We start from the raw sequence: 20,071 nt of genomic DNA, 5'->3' as shown, positions 1-20,071 counted from the left end.
TCGATAGTCATCAAAAGTGGGCAAAAATTTTTAAAAAGAGTATAATTTAATCAGAGATGGCAAAGTTTAATTTGAATATTAAATGGCTTTTTGTGTTGACAATGATAATTTTGTTCACAGGAATTACTTTAACCAACTATTTCTTCTCCTTACATCTTGCTGAAAAAAATCTTAACCACCACACAGAGACTGTTGCTCTTTTATTTAAATCAGAAACTGAGAGATTAATTAATCCTGTTGAAAATTTTCTATATAATGTACAGGCTCTTGTTTGTTGCAAAATTTTAAACTTCAATGATATTGTGAAAACCAATAAATTTTTTATGGATTTCATTAAAAAATATCCTTATGTAACTTCAATAAACTATGGGGATGGTAAAGGAAATGGATATCTTATTTTAAATGACAGAGGGAAGTGGCTTAATAGGATTAAAAAAGCAGAATATCGGCAATATGTTTTATGGCATACTCTAAATAGTGATGGAGAAATAATAGAAAAGAAAATAGTAAAAGACAACTATGATCCAAGAAATACAATATGGTATAAACAGGCGCTCCAGAGCAATGATATTTACTGGAGCAAAGAATACACATTCAGAACAACAAAAGACCCGGGTATAACAGCTTCTCTATTGTTATGCAGTGATTTAAAGGAAGTTGTTGGAATTGATGTAATGATAAAAAATTTATCACTTTTTTTAAGTAAAGCCAAGCAAAAGCTTCATCCAGAGGCAAAACTTTATCTTATTTCAGAAAATGAGGATTTAATAGCTTTTTCAAATGAAATTACTCCTGAGCCAGGGAAAATTTATAAACTTGATAAAAATATTTTTCCTTTACTTTATCATGCCATAGAATCAGAAAAAAATGAGAGTTTTTATAAAATTAGTTTCAACAATCAAAAATGGTTTGTAAAGATAGAGAACTTTAATATTAGAAATAGAAATCTCTCGCTCGTAACACTGTTACCTCAAACAGTTATTACGAAATCCTTATATTTGCATCTTTTTTATCAAATTTTTGCTTCACTCATTCTTACATTTATTGTCCTTATTTATATTACGAATAGATACATAAACCCTTTGATAGAAATTGCAAGGGAAACATCAAATCTTGGATTTAAGGAAATATATTTTGATAAATTTGTTCGAAGAAAAGATGAAATAGGACATTTAAGCAAAGCAATTTCAGATGCTTCAGTAAAAATCCTTGAAGCAAGAGTAATGGAAAGACAATTAGAAGAACTTCATTATTTTGAATCTATAAAGCGTTCTCTTGGTGAAGCAGTGCACAGATTTAAGGATCTTATAAATATTATTCAAGGATTTGCCACCCTTGCTCAGCCAAAGGTATCAAATGAGTTTGCAAAAAATGCACTAGACCAGATAATTAATGCTTCCAAAAGAGCAATATATCTTTCAAAAGAAATATTGAGTGTTACCGGTGAGAGAAAATACGAAATGAAAGTTGTCGATCTAAACTCAATTCTTCTCTCGATGAAATCAAAATTAGAAACCTCTGCATCAAAATCTATACAAATAGTTTATGAAATATTAGATTCCTCACTTCCTGTTAAACTTGACATTGAAGCTTTTGATGAAGTTTTAATGAATTTAATAACAAATGCCCATGATGCGATGCCAGAGGGAGGGAAATTGACTATAAAGACAAAAATTGCTTCATTTTTAAATAAAAAATTTGCTGTTTTGTATGTTTCAGATACCGGGATTGGCATGGATGAAGAAACAAAAAAGAGAATATTCGAACCCTTCTTTACAACAAAAGGAGCTAAAGGAACAGGATTAGGACTTTCTATTGTTTACAGGATAATAAAAGACCACGAAGGTTTTATAGAAGTTGAAAGCGAAATAGGAAAGGGCACAACATTTAAAATCTATCTACCCATTTCAGAAGGAAATTCATGACAGATACTTTTTTGAAGTTTTAATGTGTTTATTTTTACTCCCTGCAGAAAGTTTATTTCTTCCTGCAGGGATATTCTCTTACTTGAAAAGTCTGTTTATATCTGCTCCGCTTCTTTCTTTTTCATTGTTGTTGAGATTGCAGTCATCATTCTTTGGATTGCCATCCATTCTTATATCCGGATCATATACTATGACTACCCTGTAAGAGGATGGAAACTCTCCTTCTGAAGTAGATGCCGCATCCCAGTTGCGTTCATAGGTAACTGTTATCTGCTGACCGGGATTTAAATTTTGAAAATTCTTTTTCGCTACAAGTCTTGGGCTGCCACCGGGTATAAATTCATAAAGATGAACTGCCTGCTGATTTGGTCCTGAAATATAGGGTTCTGAACCAGCGTTCTTAACAACTCCTGTAATTCTCACTTTTCCTGAAAACTTTCCAGTCCTTGAAACAATTGTAAACTCAATTTTTTCTGCTACTAAATCAGGGCATTTGGGTACTGGAATTGGTTTAATTTGCTTTAATTTTTCACTATCAACAGGAGATTTAAGCTGGTCTTTTGGTTGAGGTGGTGTTTCCGAATAAGTTGCGGTTAAAAGAAACAAACCTAAAACTAATCCCAAAGAAACTGTGTAAATTAATCTTTTCATTTATATCCTCCTATTTATTTTTAATCTTTAAATCATAACCAGGTGCATTGATTAATTTTATCTTGTCTAACAATATTGGCGGTTTATTGAAGTTTTCTCTACACTCTGGTTTTGTCGTATCTATAAAGAATATAAGGTGATATTCTCCTGTATTTGGATCTATGGGTGAGAAAGATTCAGTACTCAAAAGGCAGTGTCTGGGCATAACTTGACCAATTACTTCACTTGATTTGGCTGTTACCCTTGCATCTGCAGGAAAACGAATAATAGTGCCGTCTGGAGCAGTTATTTTTCCATATATATCAAAATGACCAAGATATGGAAACTCTGTTTGTGAAGGCGGATGAGCAGAGGCAGAGTTGCCAAAAATTAATAAAATAGCAATTGCAAAAGATAGTTTTAAAGACATCTTTAATATTTTTCTCATTTTTCCTCCATTTGATTTTCATTATTTTCTCTCTAAATCAAGAATTTTTACCCCTATAAAGTCAATGTTCCTGAATTCTCTGCTCCGTGCGTGTGGCTCTGCTATAAAGTCAATATCTCTTAACTCTCTACTTCTTGCATGAAGTTCGGCTATAAAGTCAATATCTCGAAATTCTCTACTCCGTGCGTGTGGTTCGGCTATAAAGTCAATGTTCCTGAACTCTCTACTTCGTGCGTGTGGCTCGGCTATAAAGTCAATGTTTCGAAATTCTCTACTTCTTACTGTAGGTTGTGGTTGTTGTTTTGGGATGTTTTCATTAAGCTTTGGTGGCTGTGGTATCTGTTGCTGTTGCGGTTTTGGAATATTTTGGTTGGGTTTTTGTGGTTGCTGAGTTTGCTGTTGTTGTTTTTGAATATTTTCGTTAACTTTTGGCGGATTTAAATTCAACTGTCCGATGCTATCCTGAGCAATGAAAGTAAAACAAAGAAAAAAAACGATGATAATAAATGTCGCTCTTTTCAATCTTCACCTCCTTCTTTTTTATTTCTAACCATAGTATACTCCAAACTAAAAATTATTCAAAATTTTTTTTAAATTTCGGGGGGATAAATACTTCTACAGGTTATGAAGATTCTGCGAGATAACAAATTTGTTTTTTCAGTAAATGCAAATGATAAATGTTTAATCAAGAATCTTACGATTTTGATTTTATATTTAGGGCTTTTTTTACAGCTTCCTCTGCTGATTTAGCCTCAATTACTCCCCTGATATCCCATGTTTTTATTCCAATGACATTTTTCCCTGTTTTTAAAGCAAGGGCTATCTCACTCAATGTTCCATACTCACCACCTATTGCAATCAATACATCAGAGGCTCTTACAATTAAAGCATTTCTCATCTCTCCAATACCAGTAGGAATGGGAATTTTTACGTAAGGATTGGCATCCTCCTTTTTAAGTGTTGGCAGTATTCCTACTGTAATACCTCCTTCAAGAAAAGCACCTCTGCTTACTGCCTCCATAACTCCACCTAACCCACCTGTGATAACTGTAACTCCCTCTTTTGCAAGAAGACGTCCTACTTCTTCTGCTATTTGTAGAAGCTCTTCATCAGCTCTGCCTGCTCCAATAACACCTACAGTTTTCATTTTAGTTCCACCACTGTTACAGCATCTCCTCCTTCATCTGGGTTTCCTTTAGTGAAAGCTTTTACAAGAGGATGCTCTTTTAGATATTCTCTTATAGAGTCTCTCAAAACTCCCTTTCCAATGCCGTGAATTATTAAACCCCTTGATAAATCTTTAAGTGAAAGTTCATTTAAATATCTCTCAACAATAGATAGAGCTTCATCAACTCTCATCCCGCGAATATCAAGCTTTTCGGGTAAAAATTCCCCATACTTTGGAGAACTTCCTTCACTGGTAAGAACAAATTGCCCTAAACTTTTAGTCTTCTCATGCATATTCGGAGACAGCACTTTCTCAAGTTCACTTATTTCGGTCTCAATCTGTATAGAGTCTGTTTGAATCTTTGCCCTTCCATCTTCGATTGTCAATACTTTTCCTGAAAGATTAAGATTTTTGATCTTAACAAAATCTCCAGGATCTATCTTTTCCTGATGTTCTGATTTTTCAGAACTAAACTGTTTTGAAAGTTCAGATATTTTCCTTGATATTTCTCTAAGTCTTTTTCTGTCTGCTTTTTTAGCCTCTTCATAGAGAAAATTAATCTCTTTTTTCAGTTTTATCAACATCTCTTGGGCCTCTTTTTTTGCCTGTTCAATAATTTTTTTCTTATTTTCAGAAGCTGCGATTATCTCTCTTTCTAATTTATCCTTCTCAGCAAGGATTTTATTTTTAATTTTTTCAACTTCCTCAAGTCTTTCATTATATTCTTTTTTAACTCTTTCAAGTTCTTTCATAAGTTCATATATTTCTCTATCCTGAGTTCCTTTCAATTCAAGAGCCCTTCTAATAACATTTTCAGGGAATCCATATCTTTTAGCAACTTCAAGAGCATATGAAGGAGTAAGACTCCCAATGCTTAATTTATAGAGTGGAGTCATTGTTGCCTCATCAAAAAGCATTGAGGCTATTTCTATATCCTCTTGTGTTGCAGCAAAAATCTTTACCTTACTTAAATGAGTTGTTGCAAAGGTAAGAGAGCCTCTATTTTTGAGTTCTTCAAGAATTGCACAGGCTAAAGCTGAACCTTCCTCTGGATCTGTATTTGTTCCTATTTCATCAAGAAGAACAAGACTTTCTGAGTCAGCACCTTCAAGTATGGTTTTAAGAGTCACTATGTGCGATGCAAAGCTTGAAAGATGCTCTTCAATTGAGCCTTCATGATAGAGATCAACATATATATTTCTTACAAAAGGAATTACAGATGAAGAACTTGCAGGAATAGGAAGCCCTGAAAGAGCCATTGCAGTTAAAAGTCCTACAGTTTTTATTGTTACAGTTTTCCCTCCTGCATTTGGACCTGTGATCACTAAAACTTTCTTATTCTTAAGCTCTAACTGAAGAGGGACAACCTCTGTGGTTAGCATCAAAAGAGGATGTCTTGCATTAATTAGATTTATTGTAATTTCTTTAGTTAGTTGAGGAACTGAAGCATTAAATTTCTTAGAAAATCTGTAGATTGAAAGCATCTTGTCAAGATAGACAAGCAAATTAAACTGTCTTTTTAGAGATTCACTGATTTGATGTACTTCAAATGAGACTTCCTTTAAAATTCTTATCTCTTCAACTCTTTGTTCAATCAAAAGTTCTTCCCTTTTTTTAGAAAGAGGAATTATTTCTTCTGGTTCAATAAAGGCTGTTTCACCTGAACGAGACACATCATGGACAACTCCCCTAACCTGTCCCTTTGAGTCCATCCTAACAGGAATAACCCATCTGTTATTTCTTTGAGTTATGAATCGGTCCTGAAGAAAAATCTGTATATCTGCTCTATTAAGCATCTCTTCAAGTTTTTGTTTTATTCTTTCTTCAGTGTTTTTTATCTGCTTTCTAATATATTTAAGATAGGAAGAGGCTGAATCAAGGATATTGCCTTCTTCATCAACGGTATTTTCAAGTATCTCAAGGAGTTTTGGATTGCCTATAGATAAGTTAGTGCCAAGAATAGTTTTTATTCTTTGACTTAAAAAGGAAAAGTTCAATAACTCCTCAACAGAGGATGATATATTTTCCAAAACTTCTAAAACCTTTAAAAATTGAGTCAACTCAGCAGGTTCAAAAATTACTCCTTCTTTCTTTGACCTTTCGATTAATTCAGAAATATCAGGGAAAGAAAGAATATTTAGAGACCTGCCTTCTTGCATCTCCTCAAATTCTTTAAGAGTTCTGCTAGCTTCTTCAAACTCATCAAAAGGAGAAATAGCTTCAATAGCTTTCTTTGTAGCTGAGGAACTGGTAAAATCTTTTATTAAACTTAATGTTTTATAAAAATCTAACTCTAAAAGAATCTTTTTATCAATCACTCAAGCTTCTCCAGAAGCCTCCTCTTTTTGTCTTCAATAACCTTTACGAGTTTTTCTATCTGACTTAGAATTTCCTTTTTTGCATCTGAGCTTAATTCCTGACCACGCTCCTTAATTTCTTTAACCTTGTCTTTAAGCATCTCTGAGAGATCTTCAATCTCTTCATAGAGGTCTTCAGCTGCTCTTACAGTTTTTTTCTTCAACTCCTTAGCTTTCTTTTTAATTTCTTTTCTTGTTTCCTCTCCAGACTTGGGAGCATATAAAAGAGCAAGCCCTGCACCTATAAGTCCCCCAATTAAAAAGGCTGCTAAAATTTTTCCTTCTTCCCTCATTTTTGCCTCCTTAGATGTTTATTTAATTTTAACACTTTTTGTTGATATTTAGCCTGGCAAATAGGATATAATTAATAAAAATTTATGGAGGTGTTTTATGCTTTCAAAAATTCCCTTTAGTATGGAAAACCTTACTGATGAAGACATTGACAGGCAGATACTAAGAATTGGTCTTATTGCTGAGCTTGATGCTATCAATCTCTATGAACAGCTTGCCTCATTAACAAAGGATGAGAAAATTAAGGCAATTTTTCTTGACATTGCAAGAGAAGAAAAAACTCATGTAGGAGAATTTCTTACCCTTTTACTTATGAATGACGAAGAACAGGAAGATGAACTTGAAGAAGGAAAGGAAGAGGTTGAAGAGTTACTTGAAGAGGAAGAGGAGTAATTAGAAGGATTTTATTACCAAAAAAGCATAGACAAGATAAAAAGAGCCTGAAAAGATTAAAGTGAAAGGGGAAATTCGCCTCTTCAAGTGAATTTCCCCTAAAAGTATTAGAGACGCAAAAATTGCCAGACAGACACTCACCAATGCATAGCCTGTTATGTTCCAATCTGTAAAGATAATTCCAACTGAAACAGGAAAAGTTGACTGAAAAACCATTGCTCCTGTCACATTGCCCATTGCAAGAGTATCTCTTCCTTTAAATGTCCATGTTACAGAGTTAAACTTTTCAGGAAGTTCTGTGGCAATTGGTGCTACCAAAAGAGAAAATAAGAGAGGATCAAATCCAATTTGATGAGAAATATGTTGAAGGGCAGAGACAAATCCATGAGCACCTTTTATCATTATAAAAAGAGCAATTAAAGCCTGCAGTAATGAGAAAAATGTTTCAAATCTCCCTACTGGCAGGATTTTCCCTAAAATCTTGTTCAAATATAGCTTTTCTTCATGTAAAATTCCGCTACTTTCACTTTTAAAGGTAATATAGAGATATGCTATATATCCAAATATGAGTAAAAAAGCAACTATTACATGTAGTTTTAAAAGCATTGGTAAAAAAACACCTACCGAATACATAACAAGAAAAAAAATTAAATCCCTTTTAACTGTGGGAATTTCTGCCTCAAAAATAAAACTTCTTCTCTTTGAAATATATCCAGCAAAAACAGTAAGTCCTATCATTAAAAATGCCAGTGTGGCAAGCATGAATGGAGCTCCTAATATAGCACCAATACCTATGCTGTGTGCTGCCTCTCCTTTGTGCATAAAGATAGCTACCATTGGAAGAATTGTTTCAGGAAGAGCTGTTCCTACTGCGGCAAGTATGCTTCCTGTAACTGCTTGACTTAAGGAGAGTCTCCTTCCAAAGACTTCAACTCCATTGGTGAATATCTCTGCACTAAGTAAAATCAACATAAGATTAAAAAGGAGTAGAAAAATATCGACAGTCATGCTTAAAATTATAATCTAAAGTTTCATTTCTTAACAACCCATAAAAAGGAGGATTAAGAATGGCAAAGATAAAGGTAAAGCTTGAACTGACAAACAATGCAATAGAAGTTTTAAAGAGAAGATATCTCAAAAAAAATGAAGAAGGTAAAATTGTAGAGACACCAGAAGAGTTATTTGATCGGGTAGCCACAGCAATTGCTCAAATAGATGCAATGTATGGGAAATCTGAAAAAGAAATCAGTAAAACAAAAGAAGAGTTTTATGAGCTTATGACTTCACTGAAATTCCTTCCAAACTCTCCAACTTTAATGAATGCAGGAACTCCTCTTGGGCAACTCAGTGCATGCTTTGTACTACCCGTTGAGGACTCTATGGAGGGAATCTTTGATGCCGTAAAATATGCTGCAATAATACATAAATCAGGTGGAGGAACCGGATTTAGCTTTTCTCGTCTGAGACCAAAAGGAGATGTGGTAGGTTCAACAAAAGGAATAAGTTCAGGTCCTGTATCATTCATGAGTGTTTTTGATTCTGCAACAGAAGCTGTAAAGCAGGGAGGACGAAGAAGAGGAGCTAATATGGGAGTTTTAAGAGTTGATCATCCTGACATTATTGAGTTTATAACCTGCAAAGATGATCTTACAAAATTCACAAACTTTAATATTTCTGTTGGGCTTACAGAAGAGTTTATGAAAGCAGTTATAAATGACGAAGAGTATGATTTAATAAATCCAAGAACTGGACAGACTGTGAAGAGATTAAAAGCAAAAGAAGTATTTGATTTAATTGTCCATCAGGCATGGAAAAACGGTGAACCTGGAATTATTTTTCTTGACAGAATAAATGCTGCAAATCCTACCCCTCTTCTTGGTGAGATTGAGGCAACAAATCCCTGCGGAGAACAGCCTCTTTTGCCTTATGAGTCCTGTAATCTCGGCTCAATAAATCTCGCAAAAATGGTAAAAGGAGACTCTATTGATTGGGAACTTCTAAGAGAAGTTGTATGGAAAGCTGTTCACTTTCTTGATAATGTAATTGATGCAAATAAATATCCTTTACCTCTAATAGAAAAAAATACAAAAGCAAACAGAAAAATAGGGCTTGGTGTTATGGGCTGGGCTGATATGCTTGTTCAGCTAAAAATTCCCTATAACTCAAAGGAAGCTCTTAGCCTTGCAGAGGAGGTAATGAAGTTCATCCTGCAAGAAGGAAGACTATCTTCTCAGAGTCTTGCAAAAGAAAGGGGTACATTTCCAAACTATCCAAAAAGCATCTACTACGATAAAATGCCTTTAAGAAATGCAACAATAACTACAATAGCGCCAACAGGAACATTGAGTATAATTGCAGGATGCTCCTCTGGAATTGAACCTCTTTTTGCCATATGTTTTGTAAGAAATGTAATGGATGGAACCCGTCTTATAGAAGTTAATCCCCATTTCAAAAAAGAAATGGAGAAGTTAGGACTCTGGTCTGATGCTTTAGCAGAAAAAATAGCTGAAAAGGGTTCAATTCAGGAAATTGAAGAAATTCCAGAACAAATTAAGAGAATATTTGTTACTGCCCATGAAATATCTCCTTCCGATCATATTCGCATGCAGGCAGCATTTCAAAGATATGTTGACAACGCAGTCAGTAAAACAGTAAATCTTCCAAATCATGCAACAGAGGATGATGTAAGAGAGGTTTATCTTCTTGCCTATCGTCTTGGATGTAAAGGTGTTACAGTTTATAGAGACGGCTCAAGACAGGGACAGGTCATACAAAAGGGAAAAACAGAAACACAGCCTTTACAGATAAGTTTAAAACCAAGGAAAAGACCTGAAGTACTTAAAGGTGTTACAAGACTAATGAAAACAGGATGTGGTAATCTCTATGTGACAATTAACAAAGATCAGGAGGAAAAACTCTTTGAAGTCTTTACAAATATTGGAAAAGCAGGTGGTTGTGCAGCATCTCAAGCAGAAGCAATAGGAAGGCTCATATCTCTTGCCTTAAGAAGTGGAATTGAACCAGAAGAAATAGTAAAACAACTTAAAGGTATTTCATGTCATGCTCCTGTTTGGTCAGGAAATGGAAAGATTACAAGCTGTTCAGATGCTATAGCAAAGGCAATTGAAGCTGAAATAAGAAGAAGTTCTTATAATTTGCAGAAAAAAGATGCACCACAGATTGATTCAAAATCCGATGAAGTAGCTCACTATGGAGCTTGCCCTGAGTGTGGAAGTTTTCTATCCTATGAAGAGGGTTGTGTTATCTGTCATAGTTGTGGATTTACCAGATGTAGCTAAGATAAAATAGATTTTAGAGATGAAAACACTTAGAAAATTAATAATAGTTGGAGATAGAGTTCTAATAGAACCAGATGAAAGAATGGAAACAAGAGCAGGTCTTTTTTTGCCTCCAACAGTTAAAGAAAAAGATAAAGTTCTTGGTGGAAGAGTTATAAAAGTAGGACCTGGTTACCCTGTTAATGATCCTTCTGCTGTTCTTGAAGAACCATGGAAACAATCACAGGTTGAACCAATAAGATATATACCGCTACAGGCTCAGGAAGGTGATTATGCTCTTTTTCTTAAAGATGCAGGGATTGAGATAGAGTTTGAAGAAAAAAAATATCTAATTGTCCCTCACTCTGCCATTCTTGCACTTATAAGAACAACGATTTTGGAGGATGATGAGGATGATAGAGGATTTTAAATCATCCGATACATGGCGAGTATTTAGAATTCAGTCAGAGCTTGTTGAAGGATTTGAAACTCTTCATGGCATTGGTCCTGCAGTCTCCATTTTTGGAAGTTCACGACTACCTGAAGATAGCTTTTATTATCAGGAAGCATTTAAAGTAGCAAAACTTTTAAGTGAAGAAGGCTTTTCAATTATTACAGGAGGCGGTCCAGGGATAATGGAAGCTGCTAACAAAGGTGCAAAACTTGGTAAAGGAAAATCAATTGGACTTAATATTGAAATACCCCAAGAACAATATCCCAATAAGTATCTTGATATTTCATTAAATTTCAGATACTTTTTTGTTAGAAAACTGATGTTTATAAAATATTCAATTGGATTTGTTATTTTCCCTGGTGGTTTTGGAACTCTTGATGAACTCTTTGAAGCACTGACTCTTGTTCAAACAGGTAAAATTCTATCCTTTCCAATAATTCTCTATAGTTCTGACTATTGGAAAGGACTTCTTGAATGGTTTAAAAACGCACCTAAAAATATTGGTGCCATAAGTATTAATGACTTTAAATATTTTGAAGTCATTGACAATCCTGAGGCTGTCTGCAGTTATCTTAAAAATTACCTTACAAAGCTTGAAGTTCCTATTCCACCTCTTCATCGTGTAAATAATGTTTAAAAATCTTAAATATTACAGCCAAAAAGATATAGAAGAAATCATAAAATACGAAAATCTCCCTTTATACAGAGCAAAGCAATTAATTCATTGGATTTATAAAAAACATGCCAGTTCAGTTGAGGAAATTACTGAGTGGCCTAAAATTCTCAGAGAGAATTTTTCTAAAAAATACTACATCGGTAACATTAGCCTTAATGAAAGAAAAATAAGTAAGGACGGCACAGAAAAATTTTTATGGGAATTAGAAGATAAAGAAAAAATTGAAAGTGTTCTGATTTCAGATAAAAACAGACTAACCCTCTGTATATCAAGTCAAGTTGGATGCCCTCTTAAGTGCAGGTTCTGTCTTACAGGTAAAATAGGATTTAAAAGAAATCTTTATACATGGGAAATAGTTGATCAGTTTATTCAAGTAAGTAAATTGATAAAAGCAGAAAACAAAAAAATTACGAACATTGTCTTTATGGGGATGGGTGAGCCTCTGCTGAATTTTGAAAATGTTATTGAATCATTATGGCGATTTAAATATTTGCTTGAATTTTCTCCAAGAAGAATTACTATTTCAACTGCTGGAATTATTCCTGCAATTAAAGAATTACCCAATAAAGCTCCTTCAGTAAAACTTGCGATATCTCTTAATGCCGCCGATGAAAAAACAAGAGATTATCTTATGCCAATAAATAAAAGATATCCACTCCATGAACTTTTAAAAACCTTGAGACAATATCCTTTAAAACCCAGAGAAAGAATTACCTTTGAGTATGTTATGCTTAAAGGGATTAACTCCTCTGAAACAGATGCTTTGAGGCTTGCAGAGATACTCAAAGGAATAAAATCAAAAATAAACCTTATCCCCTTTAATCCATGGGAAGGTTGTGAGTTTGAAAAACCAGAGGATTGGGAAATAATCAAATTTCAGGAAATACTGGTATCAAAGGGTTATTCTGTGTTTATCAGGAAAAGTAAAGGAAAAGATATACTCGCAGCATGTGGACAGCTGAGAGCTCTCTATTGATGAAGTCTAAATAACTTTTTTACTGATGATATTAACTATTTTTTTAACTTCAATGTCTCCTTCATCATCAGGATAAATTTTACATAGTCAAATCCAAAATTCATAAGTTCCGTTTCAACTTTGCTTATTTTTTCAACTCTTTCCGCTGGTACATCAAAAACCTCAAGAAATCTACTTTCGAAAACAAAGCTTTTAAATGCATCAATATCATAACAAGCCATATAAAATGCTTTAGCCTTTCTTTCGTCAAGTTTTTCAACTTTAAGACTTCTCTTAAAGAAAAGCTCTTTCCATCCTCTGTTCATATCATCATAAAGGTCAACTCCCTGGTCAGCTCTCCATTCAGCTACTGTCCACTCCTTTTCTTCATTAAAACCTTTACAATGTGGTTCTCTAACAAAAAAGAAAAACTCTTCGGTTATTCCATCTGCCAATATATCAAACTTTTTTAGAGAAGCCACTCCAATTGGATAATACCTGCATGTAGCAGGTCTGTCCTCATATACAGAACATCCTGCCTCATATAAAAATGGACATGTTTTTTCTTCATCATCATTTTTATTCAAAAAAACAAATGGATATCCACTTTTTGGATCAATGAATACATTGGTATAGTTAAGTAAAAACTCAGTTGAACTCATCTTAAATCTATTTTTCAATCTAATTATGTCGTAGGGAGTTAGCATAATATCAATATTTTTGCAACAGCTTTTGTAGCAGGAAATTCCTGGATAGCAGCGAAAATTAAATCTTGACTCATCTGTTAACTGGTCTGGAGCTATGGCATTAATGTTTAACATTTATTCCTCCTTTATTATCTTTAAATAAACTTTTCTTGTTCTTGGTCCATCAAACTCACAGAAAAATATACTCTGCCACTGGCCTAAAACAAGGGTTCCATTTTCGATAAAAACAATAGCTGAAGAACCTACAATTGTTGTCTTAATATGGCTGTCTGCATTTCCTTCCATATGAAGATATCCTGCAGCATATGGAGCAATCTTTTTCAGAGCATTAATAATATCCTTTTTAACTGAAGGATCAGCTCCTTCATTAATTGTTATTCCTGCTGTTGTATGAGGAACATAGAGGTAACAAACTCCGTTTTTAATTTCTCTGTCTCTTACAGCCCTTTCAACCTCGTCAGTAATATCAACGAATTCTTCTCTTGAAGAAGTCTTAACTGTTAATGTCTTAATCACAGCTTAAGCCTCCTGATTCTTTCTACAGCCTCTTTTATTCTTTCTTTAGATTGCGTAAGAGCAAACCTTATATATCCCTCTCCGTATTCACCAAATCCAACTCCAGGTGTGCATAAAACTTCCGCCTCTTTTAAAAGCTTGGCAACAAAATCTATAGAGTTTGTCTCTTTTGGAACTTTAACCCATAGATAAAAAGTTGCCATAGGTTTTTTAACTTCAAATCCTGCATCTCTAAGTCCTTCGTACAAAACATCTCTTCTTTCTTTATAAATATCTCTTATTTCTTTTAAAATTTTATCATCTGTTTCAAGTGCTACAATGCTCGCTTCCTGAATGGCCTGAAAAACACCGGAGTCAAGATTTGTTTTAACTTTTCCGAGTCCTGATAGAACTTCTTTGTTTCCTACAGCAAATCCTATTCTCCATCCAGTCATATTATAGGTTTTTGAAAGAGAATGAAACTCCATTCCAACCTCTTTAGCTCCATCTATTTGCATGAAACTGATAGGTTTTTCTTCATAGTAAACCTCTGAGTAAGCTGCATCATGACAAACAATGATATTATATTTTTTAGCAAACTCTATGACTTTTTCATAGAATTTCTTATCAGCAACAGCACTCGTTGGATTATTAGGATAGTTTATAAACATGAGTTTTGCTTTTTTGCAGACATCTTCTGGAATAGAATCAAGGTCTGGCAAGAAATCATTCTCTTCTTTGAGAGGCATGAAATAGGGAATACCGCCGGCAAATTTTGTTCCAACAGGATAAACAGGATATCCAGGAGAGGGAACAAGGACAATATCTCCTGGATCAACAAAAGCAAGAGGAATATGCCCAATTCCTTCCTTTGAACCAATTAGACTTAAAACTTCTCCTTCAGGATCAAGCTCTACATTGAATCTTCTTTTATACCAATCTGAAACAGCCTTTCTAAATGACAGCATCCCTTCATAACTTGGATATCTGTGATGCTCTGGTTTTTCAACAGCCTTTTTCATTGCCTCAACAATATGGGAAGGAGTAGGAATATCAGGATCACCTATACTTAAATCAATAAGATCCGCTCCTTTTAAGAGAGCTTCTTTTTTCATCTGATCAATAGCTGCAAAAAGATATGGTGGCAGAGTTCTTATTCTTTCTGCATACTCTATCTGCATGTGCCCTCCTTAATTATTGTTCGTTTCTTTAGTTTACAAAAAAACTTACAATATTTTAAAGAATTAGTTTATGTTGTCTGCTCTATTATTTCAAAATAAACCTTATAGGAAGAACTACTCGGCAAGCTACTGGTTTACCATCTTTGGTGGCAGGAGAAAACTTTGATTTTTTTACTGCTTCAACAGCAGATTCTGTAAAACCATAGGGAGCTCCTTCTATGACTTCTATATTTACAAGTTCTCCCTTTTCATTAAGGGTTAATCTCAAAACAACTCTACCTTCTTTCCCGAGTCTTCTTGCAATTTGAGGATATACAGGAATTTCTCTGTGAATAAACTTGGGTCCTCTGCTACTTCCAAATTCTGCGTCAATTATGTCAGTTTTCTCTGTAGTTGAAGAATTTGATACAAAACTCTGTGATGATGCTTTCCCTGTAGATTCAGAAATATTGGATGGAAAATCCAAAATAGATTCTGTCTTTTCTTCTCTAATTTTTATATCATCGTTAGACTTAAAATAAGATTTTTTTCTTTCTATCTGAGTATTTTTCGCTGAAACCACAGGAACTCTCTGTAAACTCTTGTAAGGAGTAGAAGCGTCATTTATTATAAAAATCTCAATTTCCTCATTATTTTTATTTAGTTTTGCAAAACTTGAAAATGCTACAAAAAGCACAAAATGTAAAATCATAGAAACTAAAATGAAATGCTCAAATTTATTTATATAAAGCGTTTTCATATTCAAATAAAAATATTCAAATAAAAAAGCCATGAAAGCTTTCTTGCCTTCATGGCTTAACTTATCCTTCAGGATAAGCTTTGAAATTCTAATACATTTTTTCTTTCTCAGTCAACATTTAGAAGTGTCTCAAAGCATCGAGCACCTAACAGTGACACTCTTTAGTATACTTACAAGCCAGCTCAGGAAATTTTCAGCTCTTTTATCTTTTGACTGGGGTTATCACTTAAAACTATCGATGTTCCAACCAAAATAGCATCTATACCGTTTTTAAAAAGAAGTTCAACATGAGCTTTTTCAGAAATTCCACTTTCACTTACTGTAACTTTATCATCTCCTGAGTTTATCAATTAAATTTTATAACTCATTGAAAATATTGAATTTTATTTTTAAAAATAGCAATTTTTTGTACAACAAAAATCGTAGTCTTTTGATTTTTAGACAGTTTATATTTTGAAATCTTCTCTAGCTGTTATATTGGCTGGCTCTTTTATTTTTAATGCTCTGAATAGAGACTTAGCTACTCTGTCAATCTTGTTCTTTAAGTAATATATCTGTCCATCAAGACTAAACTCTGTCAATATGACACTCCTTAAGGCTTCCTTTATTCTTTCAGATGTGGCTGCTCTGTCTGTTGCATCCTCCAGCATCCTCATGAATAAAAAAGCTAGAAAACATACTACCAGATGCCCCCTTATTCTTCTCTCTGTCCAGTGATATACAGGTCTTACCTCTATGCTGTGTTTCATTATCCTGAAAGACTCCTCTATCTTCCACAGGCTGTGATAGGCTTTGAGAACTTGCTGTGCTGTCAGGTTTTCCTCTGTGCTCTGAACACAGTAGTATCCATCAAAAAGGCTGTCTTGCTCTATCAGAGCCTCATCAAGACTGTATCCTCTTTTCCCTTCCGCTTTTATGTATTTCTTGCCACCTCTTTTGTTTAATCCTTCTATGACAGAGGGACTCTCAAGCAGTCTTAAGGCTTTCTGTATCAGCCTGGCTCTCTCTGCCCTGTCTTTTTCTGCTCTCTTTTCTGAATAGCTTATTACTACTGTGTCTGTTATCTGTCCTGTTCTGCCTCGTTCATCCTTAACTTTAAATGTATGCTTGATCTGTTTGTATTTGAACAATCCCGCCTCTGTCTGTATTTCTACAAATCCCTCTGGATTAAATACTTCTTTTAAAAGCTCTCCATCTGCACTCTTAAGTCTTAATCCCACTATGTAGCCAAATCCAAGCTCTCTTAGCTTAAGTAAGTTGAGCCTGCTGTTTATACCCCTGTCTGCTACTATTATTATCCTGTTTAGTGAAAATCTCTTCTTTATTTTCTCTAAAAAGGGTATCAATGTCTTTGCATCAAAGGTGTTTCCAGGAAATATTTCATATCCTATTGGAAATCCTTCCATGTCTATGAGTAATCCAAGCACTATCTGAACACTGCCAATTTTACCATCTTTGCTGAATCCATACTTCCTTAACACATCCTCTTGCTGACTCTCAAAATATATGGTCGTTACATCATAAAACACAACATCCACTGATGAGTTAAAAAGATTATATCTCATATTGAATAGATGCTTCTCAAGACTGTCTTTAAAATCTGCTAAAACATCAAGTGCCCTGTACAGATGATTTATCCCAATACTTTCAAATCCAAGATACTCTTGCTTTGTCTCATACATTCCAAGTTTACTGTCTGATGAGATCATATGCCTTGTTGTCATGTAAAATACTGCCTTTGCAATATCAGCCCTTTTGTTTTCTGTCACAGAGTTGAAAAATTCATCAAGACTCAATCTATCCCAGAGTTTCTTTATCAGACAATGTCCATAGTTGAGTATTCTTCCCTCTGAGATTTTTCTAAGTTCAAGCTTTTGTTCTTCCTGCCCTAATGCTCTCTTTGCAAGTTTTTTAAATGACTCTGTGTTCAGGAAATCTTCAAGCCTGCCAAGACTGAATAGATACCTGTGCCTTGTTTTTCCAGAAATGAAAATAAAAAATAGGATTAAGTAAAATCAAGGGTTTACGAGGCTAAAATGTCAATTTTCGGGGTCTAATTGATAAANGAATAGATGCTTCTCAAGACTGTCTTTAAAATCTGCTAAAACATCAAGTGCCCTGTACAGATGATTTATCCCAATACTTTCAAATCCAAATACTTCGTTATCGCTGCTGTCAATGTGGTCTTACCATGATCAATATGCCCTATCGTGCCTACATTTACATGCGGCTTCTTCCTCTCAAATTTTGCCTTAGCCATCGTCTCCTCCTTAAAATCTTTAAAACTTTTATTTATTATTACCCTTTATCTTAGCAATTATCTGCTCTGTAAGATTCTTTGGAACCTCGTCATAATGGGAAAACTGCATTGTATAGGTACCTCTACCCTGTGTTTTTGACCTTAAATCAGTTGCATATCCAAACATTTCTGACAAAGGAACCATTGCTCTTATAACCTGCGCTTTTCCTCTTTTTTCCATTGATTGAATTTTTCCACGTCTCGAGTTCAAATCTCCTATTACTTCACCCATATATTCTTCAGGTACTACTACTTCAACATCCATAATAGGTTCTAATAGAACAAGCTCAGCTTTTTTACAGGCATCCTTGAATGCCATTGAAGCAGCAATCTTAAATGCAAGTTCTGAAGAGTCAACCTCATGATAGGAACCATCAAAAAGCGTTACTTTTACATCCACAACAGGATATCCAGCAAGCACTCCTCCTTCCATTGCCTCAATAATACCTTTCTCAACAGCTGGTATATACTCCCTTGGAATAGTTCCTCCGACAATCTTGTTAACAAACTCAAAACCTTTTCCTCTCTCTAAAGGTTCTACTTCAATCCATACATGTCCGTATTGACCACGTCCACCAGTCTGTCTGATAAACTTTCCTTCAGCCTTTGCAGGTAGTTTAATTGTTTCTTTATATGCAACCTGTGGTTTACCAACATTTGCTCCAACTTTAAATTCTCTTGTAAGCCTGTCAACAATTATCTCAAGATGAAGTTCTCCCATTCCTGAGATAATTGTCTGCCCTGTTTCTTCATTAAAGCTTACTCTGAAAGAAGGGTCTTCCTGAGATATTTTCTGTAGTGAAAGAGAAAGCTTTTCCTGATCAGCCTTTGTTTTTGGCTCTATGGCAACAGAGATAACAGGTTCTGGAAACTCTATAGATTCAAGAATAATTGGATTGTTCTCATCACAAAGGGTATCCCCTGTTAAGGTATTTTTTAAGCCTACAACAGCAGCGATATCACCTGCACAGATTTCTTTTATCTCTTCTCTTCTATTTGAATGCATTCTGAAGATTCTTGCCACTCTTTCTTTTATATTTCTCGTAGAATTGTATACATAACTTCCAGAAGTTAAAATTCCTGAATAGACTCTTACATAAGTAAGGCTACCCATGTAGGGATCAGCCATGATCTTGAATGCAATAGCTGTTAATGGCTCATCTATACTTGGTTTTCTCTGTATTTCTGTTCCATCTAAAGGATTTACTCCTTTTACTGGAGGAATATCAAGAGGAGATGGCAGATAATAAACAATGGCATCAAGAAGCATCTGAACTCCCTTATTTTTAAAGGCAGAGCCACATAGAACAGGAGTAATCTTCATCTGTATTGTTCCTTTTCTCAGAGCAGCTCTTATTTCCTCTGGAGTAATTTCCTCACCTGAGAGGTATTTTTCCATAATACTGTCATCTATATCACAAAGAGCTTCTATCATTTTTTCTCTATATTTCTTTGCCTCATCAATATACTCAGGAGGAATTTCAGCCTCTACAAATTTTGCACCAAGAGTCTCATCGTCAAAGTAATAAGCTTTCATTTCAATTAGATCTATGGGACCTCTGAATGTATCTTCTTTGCCAATTGGGATCTGAACGGCAACAGGATTCGCACCAAGTTTTTCTATCATGCTTTCAATTGACATGAAAAAATCAGCCCCCAATTTGTCCATCTTGTTCATAAAAGCAATTCTTGGTACCCTGTACTTGTCAGCCTGTCTCCAGACAGTTTCACTTTGGGGCTCAACTCCTGCTGAAGCATCAAATACAGCGATAGCTCCATCAAGAACTCTTAAAGATCTCTCAACCTCAATTGTGAAGTCAACATGACCTGGAGTGTCTATTATATTAATTTTATGTTCTTTCCACATACAGCTTGTGGAAGCTGCGGTTATTGTTATTCCACGCTCTTGCTCCTGCGGCATCCAGTCCATTACCGCAGTGCCTTCATGAACCTCTCCTATTTTATAGGTAACGCCAGTATAGTAGAGAATTCGCTCGGTAGTAGTTGTTTTACCGGCGTCAATATGAGCCATAATACCAATATTTCTTGTTTTTTCAAGTGGAAATCTTTCCATA

20 protein-coding genes and 1 pseudogene are annotated in these 20,071 nt (G+C 34.7%); 6 read left to right on the top strand and 15 right to left on the bottom strand.

The genetic code is table 11. The annotated features are described in order from the left end of the window. Window positions 1-56: 56 nt before the first annotated feature. Window positions 57-1,925, top strand: coding sequence for a sensor histidine kinase (locus TAGGR_RS03750; RefSeq protein ID WP_059176012.1), 1,869 nt, complete (start codon window positions 57-59; stop codon window positions 1,923-1,925). Window positions 1,926-2,003: 78 nt separating this feature from the next. Here the strand turns inward: TAGGR_RS03750 and TAGGR_RS03745 are convergent, their stop codons facing one another. The 6 genes from TAGGR_RS03745 to TAGGR_RS03720 all read right to left on the bottom strand — a co-directional run bounded on the left by TAGGR_RS03745 (window position 2,004) and on the right by TAGGR_RS03720 (window position 6,821). Then, the gene (locus TAGGR_RS03745) at window positions 2,004-2,576 is read right to left on the bottom strand and encodes a hypothetical protein (protein WP_059176011.1); all 573 of its coding nucleotides are present in this window, start codon (window positions 2,574-2,576) and stop codon (window positions 2,004-2,006) included. A 10-nt stretch (window positions 2,577-2,586) separates the two neighbouring features. Then, window positions 2,587-3,003, bottom strand: coding sequence for a hypothetical protein (locus tag TAGGR_RS03740; RefSeq protein ID WP_059176010.1), 417 nt, complete (start codon window positions 3,001-3,003; stop codon window positions 2,587-2,589). A gap of 21 nt (window positions 3,004-3,024) precedes the next feature. Continuing rightward, window positions 3,025-3,525, bottom strand: coding sequence for a hypothetical protein (locus tag TAGGR_RS03735; protein WP_059176009.1), 501 nt, complete (start codon window positions 3,523-3,525; stop codon window positions 3,025-3,027). Between the two features lie 172 nt (window positions 3,526-3,697). Continuing rightward, complete coding sequence (locus TAGGR_RS03730) at window positions 3,698-4,150, bottom strand: TIGR00725 family protein (RefSeq protein ID WP_059176008.1); 453 nt, start codon at window positions 4,148-4,150, stop codon at window positions 3,698-3,700. Next, window positions 4,147-6,489, bottom strand: a complete 2,343-nt coding sequence (locus TAGGR_RS03725) for an endonuclease MutS2 (RefSeq protein ID WP_059176007.1) — start codon at window positions 6,487-6,489, stop codon at window positions 4,147-4,149. Before TAGGR_RS03725 ends, TAGGR_RS03730 begins: the two co-directional genes overlap by 4 nt. Then, window positions 6,486-6,821 carry a YtxH domain-containing protein gene (locus TAGGR_RS03720; RefSeq protein ID WP_059176006.1) on the bottom strand — a complete coding sequence of 112 codons (336 nt, stop codon included), beginning with the start codon at window positions 6,819-6,821 and terminating at the stop codon, window positions 6,486-6,488. The genes TAGGR_RS03725 and TAGGR_RS03720 overlap by 4 nt, the downstream gene beginning before the upstream one ends. Window positions 6,822-6,918: 97 nt before the next feature. Here TAGGR_RS03720 and TAGGR_RS03715 point away from each other — a divergent pair, with 97 nt between their 5' ends. Then, entirely contained in the window at window positions 6,919-7,212 is a 294-nt protein-coding gene (locus TAGGR_RS03715; protein ID WP_059176005.1) for a ferritin family protein, read from the top strand. On the opposite strand, the gene TAGGR_RS03710 is transcribed toward TAGGR_RS03715, so the two are convergent. Then, window positions 7,213-8,220, bottom strand: coding sequence for a sodium:calcium antiporter (locus TAGGR_RS03710; protein ID WP_059176004.1), 1,008 nt, complete (start codon window positions 8,218-8,220; stop codon window positions 7,213-7,215). A 59-nt stretch (window positions 8,221-8,279) separates the two neighbouring features. On the opposite strand from TAGGR_RS03710, the gene TAGGR_RS03705 reads away from it, so the two are divergent. Genes TAGGR_RS03705 through rlmN form a run of 4 tightly spaced genes read left to right on the top strand, consistent with a single transcriptional unit; the run spans window position 8,280 to window position 12,596 of the window. Then, window positions 8,280-10,511: a vitamin B12-dependent ribonucleotide reductase gene (locus TAGGR_RS03705; protein ID WP_059176003.1), complete on the top strand. Its 2,232-nt coding sequence runs from the start codon at window positions 8,280-8,282 to the stop codon at window positions 10,509-10,511. A gap of 19 nt (window positions 10,512-10,530) precedes the next feature. Continuing rightward, entirely contained in the window at window positions 10,531-10,920 is a 390-nt protein-coding gene (locus TAGGR_RS03700; protein ID WP_059176002.1) for a co-chaperone GroES, read from the top strand. Further along, complete coding sequence (locus TAGGR_RS03695) at window positions 10,904-11,581, top strand: LOG family protein (RefSeq protein WP_082673542.1); 678 nt, start codon at window positions 10,904-10,906, stop codon at window positions 11,579-11,581. Before TAGGR_RS03700 ends, TAGGR_RS03695 begins: the two co-directional genes overlap by 17 nt. Beyond that, window positions 11,574-12,596 (top strand): dual-specificity RNA methyltransferase RlmN, encoded by a 1,023-nt coding sequence (gene rlmN, locus TAGGR_RS03690; protein WP_059176000.1) that lies wholly within the window; start codon window positions 11,574-11,576, stop codon window positions 12,594-12,596. The genes TAGGR_RS03695 and rlmN overlap by 8 nt, the downstream gene beginning before the upstream one ends. Window positions 12,597-12,631: 35 nt before the next feature. On the opposite strand, the gene TAGGR_RS03685 is transcribed toward rlmN, so the two are convergent. From TAGGR_RS03685 to fusA, 8 genes and pseudogenes are all read right to left on the bottom strand, one after another. Then, the gene (locus tag TAGGR_RS03685) at window positions 12,632-13,396 is read right to left on the bottom strand and encodes a YkgJ family cysteine cluster protein (RefSeq protein ID WP_059175999.1); all 765 of its coding nucleotides are present in this window, start codon (window positions 13,394-13,396) and stop codon (window positions 12,632-12,634) included. Further along, entirely contained in the window at window positions 13,397-13,798 is a 402-nt protein-coding gene (locus tag TAGGR_RS03680) for a secondary thiamine-phosphate synthase enzyme YjbQ (protein ID WP_059175998.1), read from the bottom strand. Further along, complete coding sequence (locus TAGGR_RS03675) at window positions 13,795-14,958, bottom strand: LL-diaminopimelate aminotransferase (RefSeq protein WP_059175997.1); 1,164 nt, start codon at window positions 14,956-14,958, stop codon at window positions 13,795-13,797. Before TAGGR_RS03675 ends, TAGGR_RS03680 begins: the two co-directional genes overlap by 4 nt. A gap of 85 nt (window positions 14,959-15,043) precedes the next feature. Continuing rightward, window positions 15,044-15,649, bottom strand: a complete 606-nt coding sequence (locus TAGGR_RS03670) for an energy transducer TonB (RefSeq protein ID WP_161936168.1) — start codon at window positions 15,647-15,649, stop codon at window positions 15,044-15,046. 230 nt (window positions 15,650-15,879) lie between these two features. Next, window positions 15,880-16,047 carry a hypothetical protein gene (locus TAGGR_RS10250; protein ID WP_082673541.1) on the bottom strand — a complete coding sequence of 56 codons (168 nt, stop codon included), beginning with the start codon at window positions 16,045-16,047 and terminating at the stop codon, window positions 15,880-15,882. Between the two features lie 96 nt (window positions 16,048-16,143). Further along, window positions 16,144-17,685: an IS1634 family transposase gene (locus tag TAGGR_RS03665; RefSeq protein ID WP_439950934.1), complete on the bottom strand. Its 1,542-nt coding sequence runs from the start codon at window positions 17,683-17,685 to the stop codon at window positions 16,144-16,146. A 155-nt stretch (window positions 17,686-17,840) separates the two neighbouring features. After that, window positions 17,841-17,957, bottom strand: a pseudogene (locus tag TAGGR_RS10245) (GTP-binding protein); the annotation flags it as partial. 28 nt (window positions 17,958-17,985) lie between these two features. Continuing rightward, window positions 17,986-20,070, bottom strand: coding sequence for an elongation factor G (gene fusA / locus TAGGR_RS03660; protein ID WP_059175994.1), 2,085 nt, complete (start codon window positions 20,068-20,070; stop codon window positions 17,986-17,988). Window position 20,071: the final 1 nt, after the last annotated feature.

The sequence above is a fragment of the Thermodesulfovibrio aggregans genome (genome assembly GCF_001514535.1).
Classification (GTDB): Bacteria; Nitrospirota; Thermodesulfovibrionia; order Thermodesulfovibrionales; family Thermodesulfovibrionaceae; genus Thermodesulfovibrio; species Thermodesulfovibrio aggregans.
This window is presented reverse-complemented; position numbering and strand designations above follow the sequence as displayed.